The organism is Nocardioides zeicaulis, from assembly GCF_042432345.1.
Classification (GTDB): Bacteria; Actinomycetota; Actinomycetes; order Propionibacteriales; family Nocardioidaceae; genus Nocardioides; species Nocardioides zeicaulis.
The window spans coordinates 1052524-1066680 of the sequence record NZ_JBHLXH010000001.1; the positions used below are offsets into that span (position 1 = coordinate 1052524).

Below are 14157 nucleotides of genomic sequence, written 5' to 3' on the forward strand. Positions count from 1 at the left end.
GCCTCTGCCGTGCGCGAGCCGCTGGGCTGGACCACCGGCGGATCCCTTTACCTGCACCGGGTGCGGGTCGACACTCGAGAGACACGAGCGCGTCGACCCCAGGAGGCCGCGATGACCGAGCTGCCCGAACCGGGAACCGTCGAGGACCCCGACCTGGGGTTGCCAGGACCGGCGACCCCGCAGCCGGAGCACGAGCCCGACGAGGTCACCGACGACGACTACGACGAGGAGGTGGAGGACGATGGTTGAGGAGGCACGCCTGCTGGGTGGCAGAGCGATCGACTGGGACCACCCGCCGCCGCCGAGCACGAAGGTCCAGTGGTCGCGCAAGGACGAGTCCGGGCGCACGGTCACCGGCTCCTTCCGCACCATCTGCCACCTCAACCGCCTCAACAACCTCGCGGTGAAGAAGCTCGGCACGGGCGTGAGCGTGATCCAGCCACCCTTCAACACCACCGTGGCGGCGTCCGCCGGCACCCATGACTTCGACGCGTGCATGGACCTCCACGTACCGAATGTGGACTGGTGGGCGCAGCAGCGCTTCTTCCGGGCCAACGGGCTCGGCTGCTGGTACCGCCATCCCCCGAAGTTCGGCAACCACATCCACGGCTTCACCCTGCCGCCACGCGAGGGCACCGTGGTGTCGGACGACTTCAAGGTGCACGACCTCGAGGTGGGTGTCTTCGTCAACGGCGGCTTCTCCAGCGAGGGCAAGCAGGTGACCTCGTCGCAGATCGACGACTACTACCAGCACGCCTTCGGTCTCGCCGGTCAGCACGAGCCGAACAGCGACACCTCGTGGTTCCCACCCGACATCGAGGCCACCATCTTCGACCTCGACCGCTACGTCGCCCGACGGGCGGGCTAGGCGCCGCCGGCGTCGTGCAGCCAGGCCGACGCATACGGCGCGAGCCGCACCGCGCCGTCACGCACCTCGGGCGCGCGGCCGGTGAGCGCGTCGCGCAGGCCGTCGACGGGCAGGCCGAGCCACTGCAGGACGTCGGCGGCCACCCACGCCTCCTCGGCCGAGACGTTGTGCGCAGCGAGCAGCGGACCGTCGTGGTGGCGCCGCACGACCAGCAGCACGCGGGGGTCGCGCGGGTCCCAGACCTCGGTGGGCACGGCGGCGTGGAGCTGCGGCAGCCCGCGGCGTACGTCGAGCAGGTGCCGCAGGCCGGCGGTGATGCCGTGCGGGTCGGCACCGGTGTCGACCTCGGCCCACGGCATCACCGGGCGGTGCACCCACCGGTTGTCGGCGGCGTGGGCCGGGTCGTCGGCCCAGCCGGGGTCGTTGAGCAGCCCGACCTCGTCTCCCATCCAGAGCACGGGAAGGCCGCCGTAGGACAGCACCACCGCGTGCGCGAGCAGGATCCGCGGCACCGCCATCGGGTCGCCGGCCTCGAGCCCGGCCAGTGAGGCGAGCGAGCCCGAGATGCGTCGGTCGCCCGTGGCCTCGTTCTGCTGGAAGACCAGGCCCCGCGCCCACGAACCGGGGAAGGTCCCCGAGTACCAGTCGGAGAGGAAGCGCCGGTGGGCCGCCGGGTCGACGCCGACCGCCTGGGCGTCCTCGTCGGCGATCGCCCACCCGATGTCGTCGTGACAGCGGACGTAGGTGATCCACGCCGTCTTCGCGGGCGGCTGCGGCAGCTGCTGGAGCGCGCGCGTGGCGAGGCGGGTCTCCCCCGACGCGAGCATCGACCACACCTGCACCATGAGCGAGTTGTGGTAGGCCAGGTCGCTGACCCGGCCCGCGTGCTCGCCGACGCCGAGGTAGGCCGGCAGGTCGGCCGGACCGACGATGGCCTCGGCCTTGAACGCGACGGCGGGCGCCGCGATGCGTGCGACGGTACGCAGCGCGCGGGTGAGCTCGTGCACCTCGGGCTGGGTCTGGCACGACGTGCCGAGCCGCTTCCAGATGAACGCGATCGCGTCGAGCCGGAACACCTCGACGCCGACGTTGGCCAGCGACAGGATGATGTCGGCGAACTCGCACAGCACGGCCGGGTTCGACCAGTCGAGGTCCCACTGGTAGTCGTTGAACGTGGTCCAGACCCAGGCGTCGAGGTCGTCGTCCCAGGTGAAGCTGCCGGGTGCGAAGTCGGGGAACACCTCGGGCAGCGTCGCCTCGTAGGCGTCGGGCACCTCGCGGTCGGGGTGGACGTGGAACCACGCCCGCTTCTCCGCATCACCGGCGCGCGCCGCGACCGCCCACGCGTGGTCGCGCGCGACGTGGTTGAGCACCAGGTCGAGGCACAGGCTGATGCCGTCGGCGCGCAGCCGCGAGGCGAGGTGGCGGAGGTCGTCGACGTCGCCGAGGTCGGCGCGGACGCTGCGGTAGTCCATGACGGCGTACCCACCGTCGTTGGGCTCGGGCCGCGGCGTCAGCAGCGGCATCAGGTGGAGGTACCCGACGCCCAGGTCGCGGAGGTAGGGCGCGCGCTCGGCGACGCCGCGCAGGGTGCCGGCGAACCGGTCGGCGTAGGCGGCGTAGCCCAGCATCGTGGGTCGCTGGAACCAGTCGGGCTCGCGCAGGCGCCGCTCGTCGAGCTCGCGCAGCTCACGCGGCCGGGCCCGGTGGGCGGCGCGGGCGATCTCGACCAGACGGGCGACCACCGCGGGGGCGGCACCCTCGTCGTGGACGCGCCCGACCGCGCGGTGCAGGTCGGGCTCCCACGTCGCGAGGCGGCTCTCGAAGGCGGCGTCGTGCGGGTCGGTGGACTCGTCGCTCATGACGGTGTGGTGGCGGCACCGCGTGGCCCCCGGACGCCGGGGGCCACGCGGTGGGTGGTGCGCCTCAGTCGGACAGGCGCTCGCCGGTGTCGGTGTCGAAGACGTGCACGAAGTGCGGGTCGGTCGTCACGAAGAGGGTCTCGCCCTTCTGCGGGTGCTGGCGACCGCCGACGCGCACGATGACGTTGGACGGCGTGCCCTCCACGTCGCAGGTGCCGTAGACGAAGCTGTCCGCGCCGAGCTCCTCGACCACCGTGACGGTGACCGGCAGGCCACCCTCCTCCGACGACACGAGGCGCCAGTTCTCGGGCCGCACACCGACGGTGACCCGACCGGACATCTTGCGCTCCGCGGCGGGGTCGACGGGGACCTTGTAGCCGCCGACCTTGACCGTGCCGTCCTCGGCGGCGACGCCCTCGAGGAGGTTCATCTGCGGCGAGCCGATGAAGCCGGCCACGAACAGGTTGGCGGGCTTGTCGTAGAGCTTGAGCGGCGTGTCGACCTGCTGGAGCACGCCGAGCTTCATGACCGCCACGCGGTCGCCCATCGTCATCGCCTCGACCTGGTCGTGGGTCACGTAGACCGTGGTGACGCCGAGGTCCTGCTGGAGGCGGGCGATGTCGGTGCGGGTGGCCACGCGCATCTTGGCGTCGAGGTTGGACAGCGGCTCGTCCATGCAGAAGACCTGCGGCGCGCGGACGATCGCGCGGCCCATCGCGACACGCTGGCGCTGGCCGCCGGACAGGGCCTTGGGCTTGCGCTGGAGGTACTCGGTGAGCTGCAGGATCTCGGCCGCCTTGGCGACCCGCTCCTTGCGCTCCGCCGCCGGGACCTTGGCCATCTTCAGCGAGAACGCCATGTTCTCCTCGACGGTCATGTGCGGGTACAGCGCGTAGTTCTGGAAGACCATCGCGATGTCCCGGTCCTTGGGCGGGACGTTGGTGACCTCGCGGTCACCGATGTAGATGCTCCCGCTGTTGACCTCCTCCAGCCCCGCGAGCATCCGCAGGGTGGTGGACTTGCCGCAGCCGGAGGGGCCGACGAGGACCATGAACTCGCCGTCCTTGATCTCGAGGCTGATGCCGGGGACCGCGGGCTCGTCGGCCCCCGGGTACCACCGCTGAGCCTTCTCGAACGTCACTGATGCCATCTCGTGCTCCTTCACCGGCAGGTACGTGCCGGACGATCCGTGGTGGAAGGGTGCGTGGACGGGCGTGATGCCAGTCACACGTGGCGTCACCCTAGCCCCTGCCCCGACGTCGCACACCCCCACGTCCCACGGCCGGAGGTCGGGAGCGGTGTTACGAAGTTGTGATGTGGACCACCGTTGACGAACCGGGCTTGCAAACGTTTACATCCTCAGTGATGCCTGTCACACGAGCGACAGGCCCACCCGAGCAGGTCGAGCAGATCCGGAGCCGGGGCCTCCCCGACGCGGTCGCACCAACGAGAGGGAACACGTCGAGATGAGAAACCTACGAACCCGTCGGGGCGTGGCCACGCTGGCCGTCCTGGCCATGTCCGGCCTCGGGCTCGCTGCCTGCGCCAGCGACGACAGCGGTGACGGCGGCGGCAGCGGCGACGGCGGCGTGAACAGCGCCGGCGGCACGGCCCCGGGTGCCGGCAAGGCCGAGTGCAAGCAGCTCGAGCAGTTCGGCGACCTGACCGGCACGACCGTCTCGGTCTACACCTCCATCCTGCCGCCCGAGCAGCAGGCGCAGGAGGACTCCTACAAGGTCTTCACCGACTGCACCGGCGCCAAGGTCGACTACGAGGGATCCGACCAGTTCGAGACCCAGCTCGTGGTCCGCGTCAAGGCCGGCAACGCGCCCGACATCGCCTACATCCCGCAGCCGGGACTCCTCAAGACCGTCGTCAGCTCCGGCGACGTCGTCGAGGCCCCGCAGCCGGTGTCCGACAACGTGGACGAGTTCTTCGGCGAGGACTGGAAGGGCTACGGCACGGTCGACGGCAAGTTCTACGCCGCTCCCCTCGGCGCCAGCGTGAAGTCGTTCGTCTGGTACTCGCCCAAGATGTTCAAGGACAACGGCTGGACGGTCCCGGAGACCTGGGACGACATGCTGAAGATCTCCGACGAGATGGTCGCCCAGGGCGTCAAGCCCTGGTGCGCGGGCATCGAGTCGGGCGAGGCCACCGGCTGGCCGGCCACCGACTGGCTCGAGGACGCGGTGCTGCGCGAGAAGGGCGCCGACTTCTACGACCAGTGGGTCAACCACGAGGTCGCCTTCGACGACGCGGGTGTCGCCGACTCCCTCGACCTCGTCGGCGGGATCCTGAAGAACGACGACTACGTCAACGGCGGCTTCGGCGACGTGAACTCGATCGCCACCACGGCCTTCCAGGACGGCGGCCTGCCGATCCTCAAGGGCGAGTGCGGCATGCACCGCCAGGCCTCGTTCTACGCCGCGCAGTGGCCCGAGGGCACCGACGTGAGCGAGAACGGCGACGTCTTCGCCTTCTACCTGCCGACCACCAACGAGGACAACGGCAAGCCCGTCCTCGGCGGCGGCGAGTTCGTCGCGGCGTTCGACGACCGTCCGGAGGTCCAGGCCTTCCAGACCTACCTGTCCTCCGACATCTGGGCCAACGAGAAGGCCAAGGCGACGCCCGGTGGCGGCTGGGTCAGCGCCAACACGGGCCTCGACATCAACAACCTGACGAGCGACATCGACAAGCTGTCGGCCGAGACGTTCCAGGACCCGGAGGCCGTCTTCCGCTTCGACGGCTCCGACCAGATGCCCAGCGCCGTCGGCGCCGGCTCGTTCTGGAAGGAGATGACCGCCTGGATCACCGGCGAGTCGACCTCCGACGCCCTCAAGAACATCGAGGAGTCCTGGCCCGCATCGTGACGTGACGGGGTGGCCGGGCCGGGCGAGGGCCCGGCTCGGCCACCCCTCCCGCGTCCTCACACCCGCCCGACCCGAGGGAGAGCGACCACGTGACCACCTCCGAGAAGTTCGTCCACATGGCCATCGCCGTGCTGCTCTTCTACGGCGTGATGGCAGCCATCCTGCTGCTGACCCAACGGCTGCGCTCACGACGCGGCGAACGCGTCCAGGCCGCCGCGTTCCTCGGCCCGTCGCTCCTGCTGATCGGCGTGGGCCTCCTCTACCCCGCGGGGGTGACGGTCTACCAGTCGCTCTTCGGCGCGGCCACCTTCGACCCGCCGTTCGTCGGGTTCGACAACTACACCTCGCTCTTCACCAACTCCCAGCAGCTCACGGTGCTGCGCAACACGCTGCTGTGGGTGCTGCTGACGCCGACCATCGCCACGGCCATCGGCCTCGTGTACGCCGTGCTGGTGGACCGGGCGGCCTTCGAGAAGTTCGCCAAGGCCCTGCTGTTCCTGCCGATGGCCATCTCGATGGTGGGCGCGTCGATCATCTGGAAGTTCGTCTACGACTACAAGTCCGGCGACAGCACCCAGATCGGCCTGCTCAACCAGATCCTCAGCTGGCTCGGCTTCGACACCTACAACTTCCTGCTCGAGTCCCCCTGGAACACCCTCTTCCTGATCGTGATCCTGATCTGGGTGCAGGCAGGCTTCGCGATGACCATCCTCTCGGCATCGATCAAGGCGATCCCGGAGGACATGGTCGAGGCTGCCCGGCTCGACGGCACCGGTCCGTGGCAGATGTTCCGCCACATCACGATCCCGAGCATCCGGCCCTCGCTGATCGTGGTCCTGACGACCATCACCATCGCGACGCTCAAGGTCTTCGACATCGTGCAGACCGCGACCGGCGGCAACTTCGACACCAGCGTGCTGGCCTACGAGTTCTACCGGCAGAACTTCGTGGCGGGCAACCAGGGCCTGTCGGCCACCATCGCGGTCGTCATCTTCATCCTCGTGGTCCCGATCGTGATCTACAACATCCGTCAGATGCGCAAGCTGGAGGCCCGATGAGCACGAGCACCCCCACCGCCGCCCAGGTCCCGGCCGAGACCGCACCGGCGGTCCCCGCCTCGACCGCGGCCAAGAAGGCGCTCACCAGCCGGTGGGCCTCGGCGGTCGTGCTGGTCGTGGCGGTGGTGTGGACGATCCCCACCTTCGGCCTGCTGATCTCCTCCTTCCGACCCGAGGAGGACGTGAAGTCCAACGGGTGGTGGAACTTCTTCACCGACCCGTCCTTCACCCTCCAGAACTACCGGGACGTCCTCAGCGGCGGGTCCACCGGTGAGTCCCTGACCGCCAACCTCATCAACACCATCGTGATCACGGTGCCGGCCGTGCTGATCCCGATCAGCCTGGCCACGCTCGCGGCGTACGCCTTCGCCTGGATCGACTTCAAGGGCCGGGACACGCTCTTCGTGGCGGTCTTCGCGCTCCAGATCGTGCCGATCCAGGTCACCCTGGTGCCGCTGCTCCAGCTCTACGTCAAGCCGCCGTTCAACCTGATGCCGCTCGCGGGCCGCGACGCGCCGGCGGGCGGGCTCTACGAGCTGTGGCTCTCCCACACGATCTTCGCGCTGCCCCTGGCGATCTTCCTGCTCCACAACTTCATGCGAGAGGTCCCGGGGGAGCTCATCGAGTCGGCCCGCGTCGACGGCGCGGGGCACGTGGCGATCTTCACCAGGATCATGGTGCCGCTGATGATGCCGGCGATCGCCGCGTTCGGCATCTTCCAGTTCCTCTGGGTCTGGAACGACCTGCTGGTCGCGCTGGTGTTCAGCAGCCCGCAGGTCTCCCCGATGACGGTCAAGCTGGTGAGCCTGGTCGGCCAGCGCGGCGAGGACTGGCAGCTGCTGGCCTCGGGCGCGTTCGTGTCGTTGGCGATCCCGCTGGTGGTGTTCCTGGCACTGCAGCGCTACTTCGTGCGCGGCCTGCTGGCCGGCAGCGTGAAGGGGTGAGACTGCCGGTCGCGCGGTGCGCGGCCGCACGACCGGGACGAGGAGCACGAGGCGGGGCGTGATGGACCAGAGCGACGGACGTCGGCAGCGCAGCGAGGAGCGCGAGCTCCCCGGCCCGGACGGCGGGCACGTCAACATGGCCGACGTCGCGCAGCGTGCGGGCGTGTCGATCGCGACCGTCTCCCGCGCGCTGCGCGGCCTGCCGGGCGTCAGCGACCGCACCCGCAGCCGGGTGCTCTCGACGGTCGAGGAGCTCGACTACGTCGTCTCGCCGGCCGCGTCGTCGTTGCGGGGTGCCACGCGGCGGGTGGCGGTCGTGCTGCCGCGGCTGGACAGCTGGTTCTCCTCCACCATGCTCGCCACCGTCGAGGCCACGCTGCGCCAGGCCGACCTGGACGTGCTGCTCTACCAGGTGAGCACCGAGGAGAAGCGCACCCACTTCTTCCGCGACCTGCCGACGCGGCGCAAGGTCGACGCGGTCGTCCTGATCACCCTCCCCATCCGGCCCGAGGAGGAGGAGCGCCTCGACCTGATGGGCGTGGAGGTCGTCGTCGCCGGGTTCCGGCTGCGCGACTTCCCGTCGGTGAGCGTGGACGACGTGGCGATCGGCGTCGCCGCCGTCGACCACCTCGTCTCCCTCGGCCACACCCGCATCGGCATGATCCGCACCAGCGACACCGACGGTGCCCGGTGGGCCAGCGACCTGCACCGCCGCACCGGCTACCTCGACGCGATGGCGCGGCACGGGCTCGCGCACGACCCGTCGCTGCTCGTCACCGCCCCCTACGGCGTCGACGCCGGAGCGATCGGGATGGAGCAGCTGCTCGACCTCGACGACCCGCCCACGGCGGTGTTCTGCTACTCCGACGACATCGCGGTCGCAGCGGAGACGGTGGCCCGCCGGCGCGGCCTGCGCGTGCCCGAGGACGTGTCGCTGCTGGGCGTCGACGGCAACGGGCTCGGGGCGCTCTTCGACATCACCACCATCGACCAGCACGTGGGCGACCAGGCCCGGGCGGCGAGCGCGATGGTGCTCGACCTGCTGGCCGGCCACGACCTGGGCGAGCAGCGGCTCACCCTCCCCACCCACCTCGTCGTGCGCGGGTCGACCGGGCCGGCGCCCGCCCACGCCGCCGCGGGCCGCAACCGTCCGTAGCCGTCAGTGGCCGCCGGCGGCCATCAATAGGTGCCGAGGTACTTCTTGGGGGTGCCGGGCGCCGGCTGGCGCTGCACGCTGACCGAGCCCATCAGCGCCATGCCCCGGATCCGCACCGTCGGCGAGTCGGGACCGACCTCGGAGGGCACCTTGTCCTTCTGCTGGGTGAACTCCCCCATGATCGGCGTCCCGTCGACCACCACGTGCACGTGGGCGGGGACGATGATCTTGACCTCGCCCATGATCGCGCTGGCGTTGATCTGGGTGTGGTGGGCCGTCAGCTGGGCCTCGCGCAGGTCGATGACGACCGAGCCCATCAGCGCGAACGAGCTGTGGTGCTCGGGCACCGACCAGAGGCCCTGCCGCTTGCACTCGCCCATGATCGCCAGCGAGGAGGCGTGACCGACCGCCGGCACGCCCGGTGCCGGACGCCGCACGGGTGCCGCGGCCGGTGGCGCGACCGGGCCGGTCGCCTGGAGGTCGAGGGTGATCGGAACGAGCTCGCCGTAGGTCTTCGCCGCCCACGTCTGCTCGAGGCGCTCCTCGAGCTCGTCGAGGTCGAGGCGGCCGTCACCGGCGGCGTCGCGCAGCACGTCGGCGACGCGCTGACGGTCGGCGTCGGAGATGCGCATCAGCGACGGGTCGTGCGGGCGGTTCTCGATCTCCCCCATGGACCCAGCGTAGCGAGCCGCGAGGACGCCCGCCCGTGACGGCTGTCAGGAGGCGGCCGCCTCGCCGTCCGCCAGGAGCCGGGCCACCGCGAGCGCGGCCCGCCGCCCCGCGCGCGGTGCGCCGATCGTGCTGGCCGAGGGCCCGTAGCCCACCAGCTGCACGCGCGGGTCACGCGCCGCGGTGGTCGCACCCTGCACGTCGCCGCGCACCGGCAGCAGCGCGATGCCGCCCTCGGGGCCGCGCAGCCGCAGCGGCGCGAGGTGGTCGACGGCGGCGCGGAAGCCGGTCGCCCAGAGGATGACGTCGACCGGCTCGTAGCGGCCGTCGGCCCAGCGCACGCCGTGCGGCTCGACCCGCGCGAACACGGGCAGCCGGTCGTAGGCGCCGAGCCGGGCCGCCTCCTGCTCCTGGGGTCGCAGCGCCAGGCCGGTCACGCTGACCACGCTGGCCGGCGGCAGGCCGCGGCGCACGCGCTCCTCCACGGCCGTGACCGCGGCGAGGCCGGCGGCCGCGTCGAACCGGTCGCGCCACACCGGCGGCCGGCGGGTCACCCAGAGCGTGTCGGTCACGGGGGCGAGCTCGCCGAGCAGCTGCACCGCCGAGGCTCCCCCACCCACGACGACCACCCGTCGGCCGCGGAAGTGCTCGGCGCCGGGGTAGTCGGCCGGGTGCAGCTGCTCCCCGGCGAAGGCCGAGGCGCCGGGGTAGTACGGGACGAACGGCCGGGTCCAGGTGCCGGTGGCGTTGACCAGCGTCCGGGTGCGCCACGAGCGCTCACCCGCGCGCACCACCAGCAGCCCGTCCTCGTCCTCGACCCGGTCGACGTGCACGGGCCGCACGACCGGGAGGTCGTGGCTGCGCTCGTAGTCGGCGAACCAGTCGGGCACCACGACGTTGGCCGGGCGTGCGGACGTACGGGGGGCGGGCGAGCCCGGGAGGTCGGCGACCCCGTGCACGTCGTCCATGCCGAGGGAGTCCCACCGGTGCTGCCAGGCGCCGCCGGCGTGCGCCTCCGCGTCGAGCACGACGTGCTCGATGCCGCGCCGCGACAGGTGCCACGAGGCCGCGAGCCCCGCCTGGCCGGCCCCGACCACCACCGAGTCGAGGACCGCGTCGCTGGTCTGCTCGGGGACGTCCACGCCGGTGCAACGCCCCGCGGTCGGCCCCTATGCCCGCGACCGCCCGCGTGGCAGCCTCGTGGGCATGGACATCGCCACCCGCGCCACGACGCTGCTCGACCTCCACCACACCGGCACCACGCTGGTCCTGCCCACGGTCTGGGACGCCTGGTCCGCCGGCGTCGTCGCCGAGGCCGGGTTCCCGGCGCTCAGCATCGGCAGCCACCCGCTCGCGGACTCGCGCGGGCAGGCCGACAACGAGGGGATGACGCTCGACGACGCGCTCGACGGCGTACGCCGGGTGTGCGGGGCGGTCCCCGACCTGCCGGTGACCGCCGACATGGAGTCGGGCTACGCCACGCCGGCCGCCGAGCTCGTGGAGCGGCTGCTCGAGGCCGGCGCGGTCGGCCTCAACATCGAGGACACCGTGCACTCCGAGGGCGGCCGGCTGCGCGAGGTCACCGAGCACGCCGACTACATCGGCGCGATCCGGCAGGCCGCCGACGCCGCCGGGGTCGACCTCGTCGTCAACGCCCGCACCGACGCCTTCGTCCACGCCGACCGCTTCGCCGACCCGCTCGCGGAGGCGATCACGCGGATGAAGGCCTGCGAGGAGGCCGGCTCGCGCAGCAGCTACCCCGTCCGGGTCCCCGACGCGGCTGCCCTCCAGTCGCTGCTCGAGGCCCTCGCCGGCCCGGTCAACGTCACCGCCAACCCCCGCTCCGGCTCCCCCGCCGGCTCGCTGGAGGACCTCCAGGTGATGGGCGTGCACCGGGTCACCTTCGGCCCGCTCCTGATGAAGGAGCTCGCCCCCGACCTCGCCGCCCTGGTCACCCCCTGGCGCTGACGCCGTCCGGAGGTCGGGCTGGTCGGACGGGTCGCGTGGCCCGGCCCGGCGCGAAGTCCCCGGATGTCCGGGGACTCCAGACGTCCCCCTCAGGCGACGACGAGGACCGGGGAGGGTGCGATGCCGAGGGTGACTTGGTCGCCCGGCTGGAGGTCCAGGGCCTCGGAGCTGGCGAGCTGGGCGACCACCGAGGTGCCGTCGGGAAGTCCGCACGTCACCCGCGACAGCGGCCCGAGGAACATCACCGTCGTCACCGTCGCCTGGCCGGCAGCGTCGGCAGTGACCGAGACGGACTCGGGGCGCACGAGCGCCTGGCCGGCGCCGGTGGCCGAGCCGGGCAGCACCGGAACCTGCTGGCCGAGCACCGACGCGGTGGAGCCGTCGACGTGGGCCGGGATCCGGTTGCTCAGCCCCACGAACTCGCCGACGAACTGGGTCGCGGGGGCGGAGTAGAGCTCGGCGGGCGGCGCGAGCTGCTCGAGCCGGCCGGCGTTCATCACCCCGACCCGGTCGGCGACGGCGAGCGCCTCCTCCTGGTCGTGGGTGACGAACAGCGTGGTCGTGCCGACCTCGATCTGCACGCGGCGGATCTCGTCGCGCAGCTGCACGCGGACCTTGGCGTCGAGCGCCGACAGGGGCTCGTCGAGCAGCAGCACGGACGGCTCCACCGCGAGCGCCCGGGCGAGGGCGACGCGCTGCTGCTGACCGCCGGAGAGCTGGTGGGCGTACCGGTCGGCGTGCTGGCCGAGGCCGACCAGGTCGAGCATGTCGCCCGCGCGGGACCGCCGCGCGGCCGCGTCACGCCCGCGCAGCTTGAGGCCGAAGGCGACGTTGTCGAGCACCGTCATGTGCGGGAACAGGCTGTAGGCCTGGAACACCATCCCCATGTCGCGCTTGTTGGCCGGCACCCGCGTCAGGTCCCGCCCGCCGACCGAGACCGTGCCCGACGTCGGGTGGTCGAGCCCGGCGAGGATGCGCAGCGCCGTGGTCTTGCCGCAGCCCGACGGACCCAGCAGGCAGACGAGCTCGCCCGGCGCGAGGTGGAGGGTGAGCCCGTCCAGCGCACGCACGGAGCCGTAGACGCGGGTCAGGTCGGAGAGCTCGACGGCGAGGCCGCGCTCCGTGACGGGGCGGGAGGACACGTCGGTCATCAGGAAGCTCCTTGGTCGTGCCGGTGCCGGTCCCGGCTGAGGAAGGTGAGGCCGACGAGCAGCACCGCGACGAACGCCATCGAGGCGAGCGCGGCGGCCATCGCGGCAGGCGGGTTGCTCTTGTAGATCGCCGCCATCGCGACCGGCAGGGTGTCGAAGTGCAGCAGGGAGGCGAAGACGTACTCGCCCATCACCAGCGCGACGGTGATGAACGCGGCGCCGAGCACGCCGCCGGTGATGTTGGGCAGCACGATCCGCACGATGACCGTCAGCCACCCGGCGCCGAGCGAGCGCGCCGCCTCGGACAGGGTGGCCACGTCGATGGCCGACAGCGCGGCGTCGATGGCGCGATAGGAGTACGGCAGCACCAGCACGACGTAGGCGAAGGTGAGCACCAGCGGCGAGTCGCCGAGCAGGTAGGTCACCCACGAGTAGACGTTGCTGATGCCGACCACGATCACCAGCGCCGGGATCGTCAGCGGGAGCAGGCAGAGGAACTCCACGAGGCCGCGGGCGCGCGGCACCCGCAGCCGCACCCAGACCATCGTGGGGACCAGCAGCACGACCATCAGCACCACCGTGAACAACGCGAGCAGCAGAGAGGACACGATCGAGGAGCGGAGGTCCTCGTCGGTGACCATGAACTGCCAGTTGTCCCAGGTGCGGCCCTCGGCGCTGCCGCGAGCCTGGGTGGAGAAGTCGAGCATCGCGAGGAGCGGCACGAAGAAGTAGGCCGCGAACGCCAGCAGCAGCACGACGCGCACGACCCGGAAGGTCCTGGTCGGGGTCATCGCATCCACCTCGAGGCCCGGCGCAGCAGCAGGTTGTAGGCCACCATCACCACGGTGACCACGACGATCATCTCGAGCGCGAGCGCGAAGCCGACGTTGGCCTGCCCGAGCAGCACCTCGCTGGTGATCGCCTGACGGATCAGCAGCGGGACGATCGGCTGTCCCTGGCTGACCAGCACGGCCGCGGTGGCGTAGGCCGCGAAGGCGTTGGCGAACAGCAGCAGCAGCGCGCCGAGGAACGCCGGCGTGAGCAACGGCAGGGCCACGTGGCGCCAGTAGTCCCAGGTCGAGGCGCCCAGGTTGACCGCCGCCTCGCGCCACTGCGGCCGCAGGCCCTCGAAGGCGGGCGCGAAGACGATGACCATGAGCGGGATCTGGAAGTAGGCGTAGACCACGACCAGGCCGGGCAGGTCGAAGAGCCAGCCCGAGCCGTAGAGGTCGACGCCGAAGAGGCTGTCCATCGCCTTGGTGAGGATGCCGACGGAGCCGATGGTGGCGATCCACGCGAACGCCAGCACCACTCCGCCGAACTGCGCGAGCACGCCGCTGACCGCGAGCGTGGTGCGGCGCAGCAGGCTCTGCGTCGGCAGGGTGACGACGAGGTACGCCAGCAGCGCACCGAGGGCGGCGCCGATCAGCGCGGTCGTGGCCGAGAGCACCAGCGAGCCCTTGAGCGCGGTGAGCGCGGCGTCGCTGGTGAGGACGCGGAGGTTGCCGAGCGTCGGTCGCCCGTCGCCGTCCTGGAAGGCCCCGACCACCACCGTGACGGTGGGCACGACCAGGAAGACCAGGACGAAGGCGAGGAAGGGCAGCAGGCCCA

The 14157-nt window shown here is 71.6% G+C and carries 14 protein-coding genes; 7 read left to right on the top strand and 7 right to left on the bottom strand.

What is annotated here, in order from left to right:
- Window positions 1-111 precede the first annotated feature (111 nt).
- Both ACFFJG_RS05255 and ACFFJG_RS05260 read left to right on the top strand, forming a co-directional pair.
- A complete protein-coding gene (locus ACFFJG_RS05255; RefSeq protein ID WP_378517546.1) occupies window positions 112-249 on the top strand; it encodes a hypothetical protein in 138 nt (45 codons plus the stop codon).
- On the top strand, window positions 242-868 hold the full coding sequence (locus ACFFJG_RS05260; protein ID WP_378517547.1) for a hypothetical protein: 627 nt from the start codon (window positions 242-244) through the stop codon (window positions 866-868). The genes ACFFJG_RS05255 and ACFFJG_RS05260 overlap by 8 nt, the downstream gene beginning before the upstream one ends.
- Here ACFFJG_RS05260 and ACFFJG_RS05265 read toward each other — a convergent pair.
- The gene (locus ACFFJG_RS05265; protein ID WP_378517548.1) at window positions 865-2730 is read right to left on the bottom strand and encodes an alpha-amylase family protein; all 1866 of its coding nucleotides are present in this window, start codon (window positions 2728-2730) and stop codon (window positions 865-867) included. The genes ACFFJG_RS05260 and ACFFJG_RS05265 overlap by 4 nt on opposite strands.
- Before the next feature lie 64 nt (window positions 2731-2794).
- Window positions 2795-3880: an ABC transporter ATP-binding protein gene (locus tag ACFFJG_RS05270; protein WP_378517549.1), complete on the bottom strand. Its 1086-nt coding sequence runs from the start codon at window positions 3878-3880 to the stop codon at window positions 2795-2797.
- 343 nt (window positions 3881-4223) lie between these two features.
- Between ACFFJG_RS05270 and ACFFJG_RS05275 the strand changes: the two genes are divergently transcribed.
- From ACFFJG_RS05275 to ACFFJG_RS05290, 4 genes are all read left to right on the top strand, one after another.
- Window positions 4224-5600: an ABC transporter substrate-binding protein gene (locus tag ACFFJG_RS05275; RefSeq protein WP_378517550.1), complete on the top strand. Its 1377-nt coding sequence runs from the start codon at window positions 4224-4226 to the stop codon at window positions 5598-5600.
- A gap of 89 nt (window positions 5601-5689) precedes the next feature.
- The gene (locus ACFFJG_RS05280) at window positions 5690-6658 is read left to right on the top strand and encodes a carbohydrate ABC transporter permease (RefSeq protein ID WP_378517551.1); all 969 of its coding nucleotides are present in this window, start codon (window positions 5690-5692) and stop codon (window positions 6656-6658) included.
- Window positions 6655-7602, top strand: coding sequence for a carbohydrate ABC transporter permease (locus tag ACFFJG_RS05285; protein ID WP_378517552.1), 948 nt, complete (start codon window positions 6655-6657; stop codon window positions 7600-7602). Before ACFFJG_RS05280 ends, ACFFJG_RS05285 begins: the two co-directional genes overlap by 4 nt.
- Window positions 7603-7663: 61 nt before the next feature.
- Window positions 7664-8758 carry a LacI family DNA-binding transcriptional regulator gene (locus ACFFJG_RS05290; protein WP_378517553.1) on the top strand — a complete coding sequence of 365 codons (1095 nt, stop codon included), beginning with the start codon at window positions 7664-7666 and terminating at the stop codon, window positions 8756-8758.
- Window positions 8759-8781: 23 nt separating this feature from the next.
- On the opposite strand, the gene ACFFJG_RS05295 is transcribed toward ACFFJG_RS05290, so the two are convergent.
- On the bottom strand, window positions 8782-9429 hold the full coding sequence (locus ACFFJG_RS05295) for a DUF1707 SHOCT-like domain-containing protein (RefSeq protein WP_378517554.1): 648 nt from the start codon (window positions 9427-9429) through the stop codon (window positions 8782-8784).
- Window positions 9430-9474: 45 nt separating this feature from the next.
- The gene (locus ACFFJG_RS05300; RefSeq protein ID WP_378517555.1) at window positions 9475-10569 is read right to left on the bottom strand and encodes an NAD(P)-binding domain-containing protein; all 1095 of its coding nucleotides are present in this window, start codon (window positions 10567-10569) and stop codon (window positions 9475-9477) included.
- Window positions 10570-10633: 64 nt separating this feature from the next.
- On the opposite strand from ACFFJG_RS05300, the gene ACFFJG_RS05305 reads away from it, so the two are divergent.
- Entirely contained in the window at window positions 10634-11395 is a 762-nt protein-coding gene (locus ACFFJG_RS05305; protein ID WP_378517556.1) for an isocitrate lyase/PEP mutase family protein, read from the top strand.
- A gap of 89 nt (window positions 11396-11484) precedes the next feature.
- Here ACFFJG_RS05305 and ACFFJG_RS05310 read toward each other — a convergent pair whose 3' ends face one another.
- From ACFFJG_RS05310 to ACFFJG_RS05320, 3 genes are read right to left on the bottom strand one after another with little or no spacing between them, the layout of a single operon-like run.
- Window positions 11485-12546, bottom strand: coding sequence for an ABC transporter ATP-binding protein (locus tag ACFFJG_RS05310; RefSeq protein WP_378517557.1), 1062 nt, complete (start codon window positions 12544-12546; stop codon window positions 11485-11487).
- Complete coding sequence (locus ACFFJG_RS05315) at window positions 12546-13337, bottom strand: ABC transporter permease (RefSeq protein WP_378517558.1); 792 nt, start codon at window positions 13335-13337, stop codon at window positions 12546-12548. The genes ACFFJG_RS05310 and ACFFJG_RS05315 overlap by 1 nt, the downstream gene beginning before the upstream one ends.
- Window positions 13334-14113 carry an ABC transporter permease gene (locus ACFFJG_RS05320; protein ID WP_378517559.1) on the bottom strand — a complete coding sequence of 260 codons (780 nt, stop codon included), beginning with the start codon at window positions 14111-14113 and terminating at the stop codon, window positions 13334-13336. Before ACFFJG_RS05320 ends, ACFFJG_RS05315 begins: the two co-directional genes overlap by 4 nt.
- Window positions 14114-14157 lie beyond the last annotated feature (44 nt).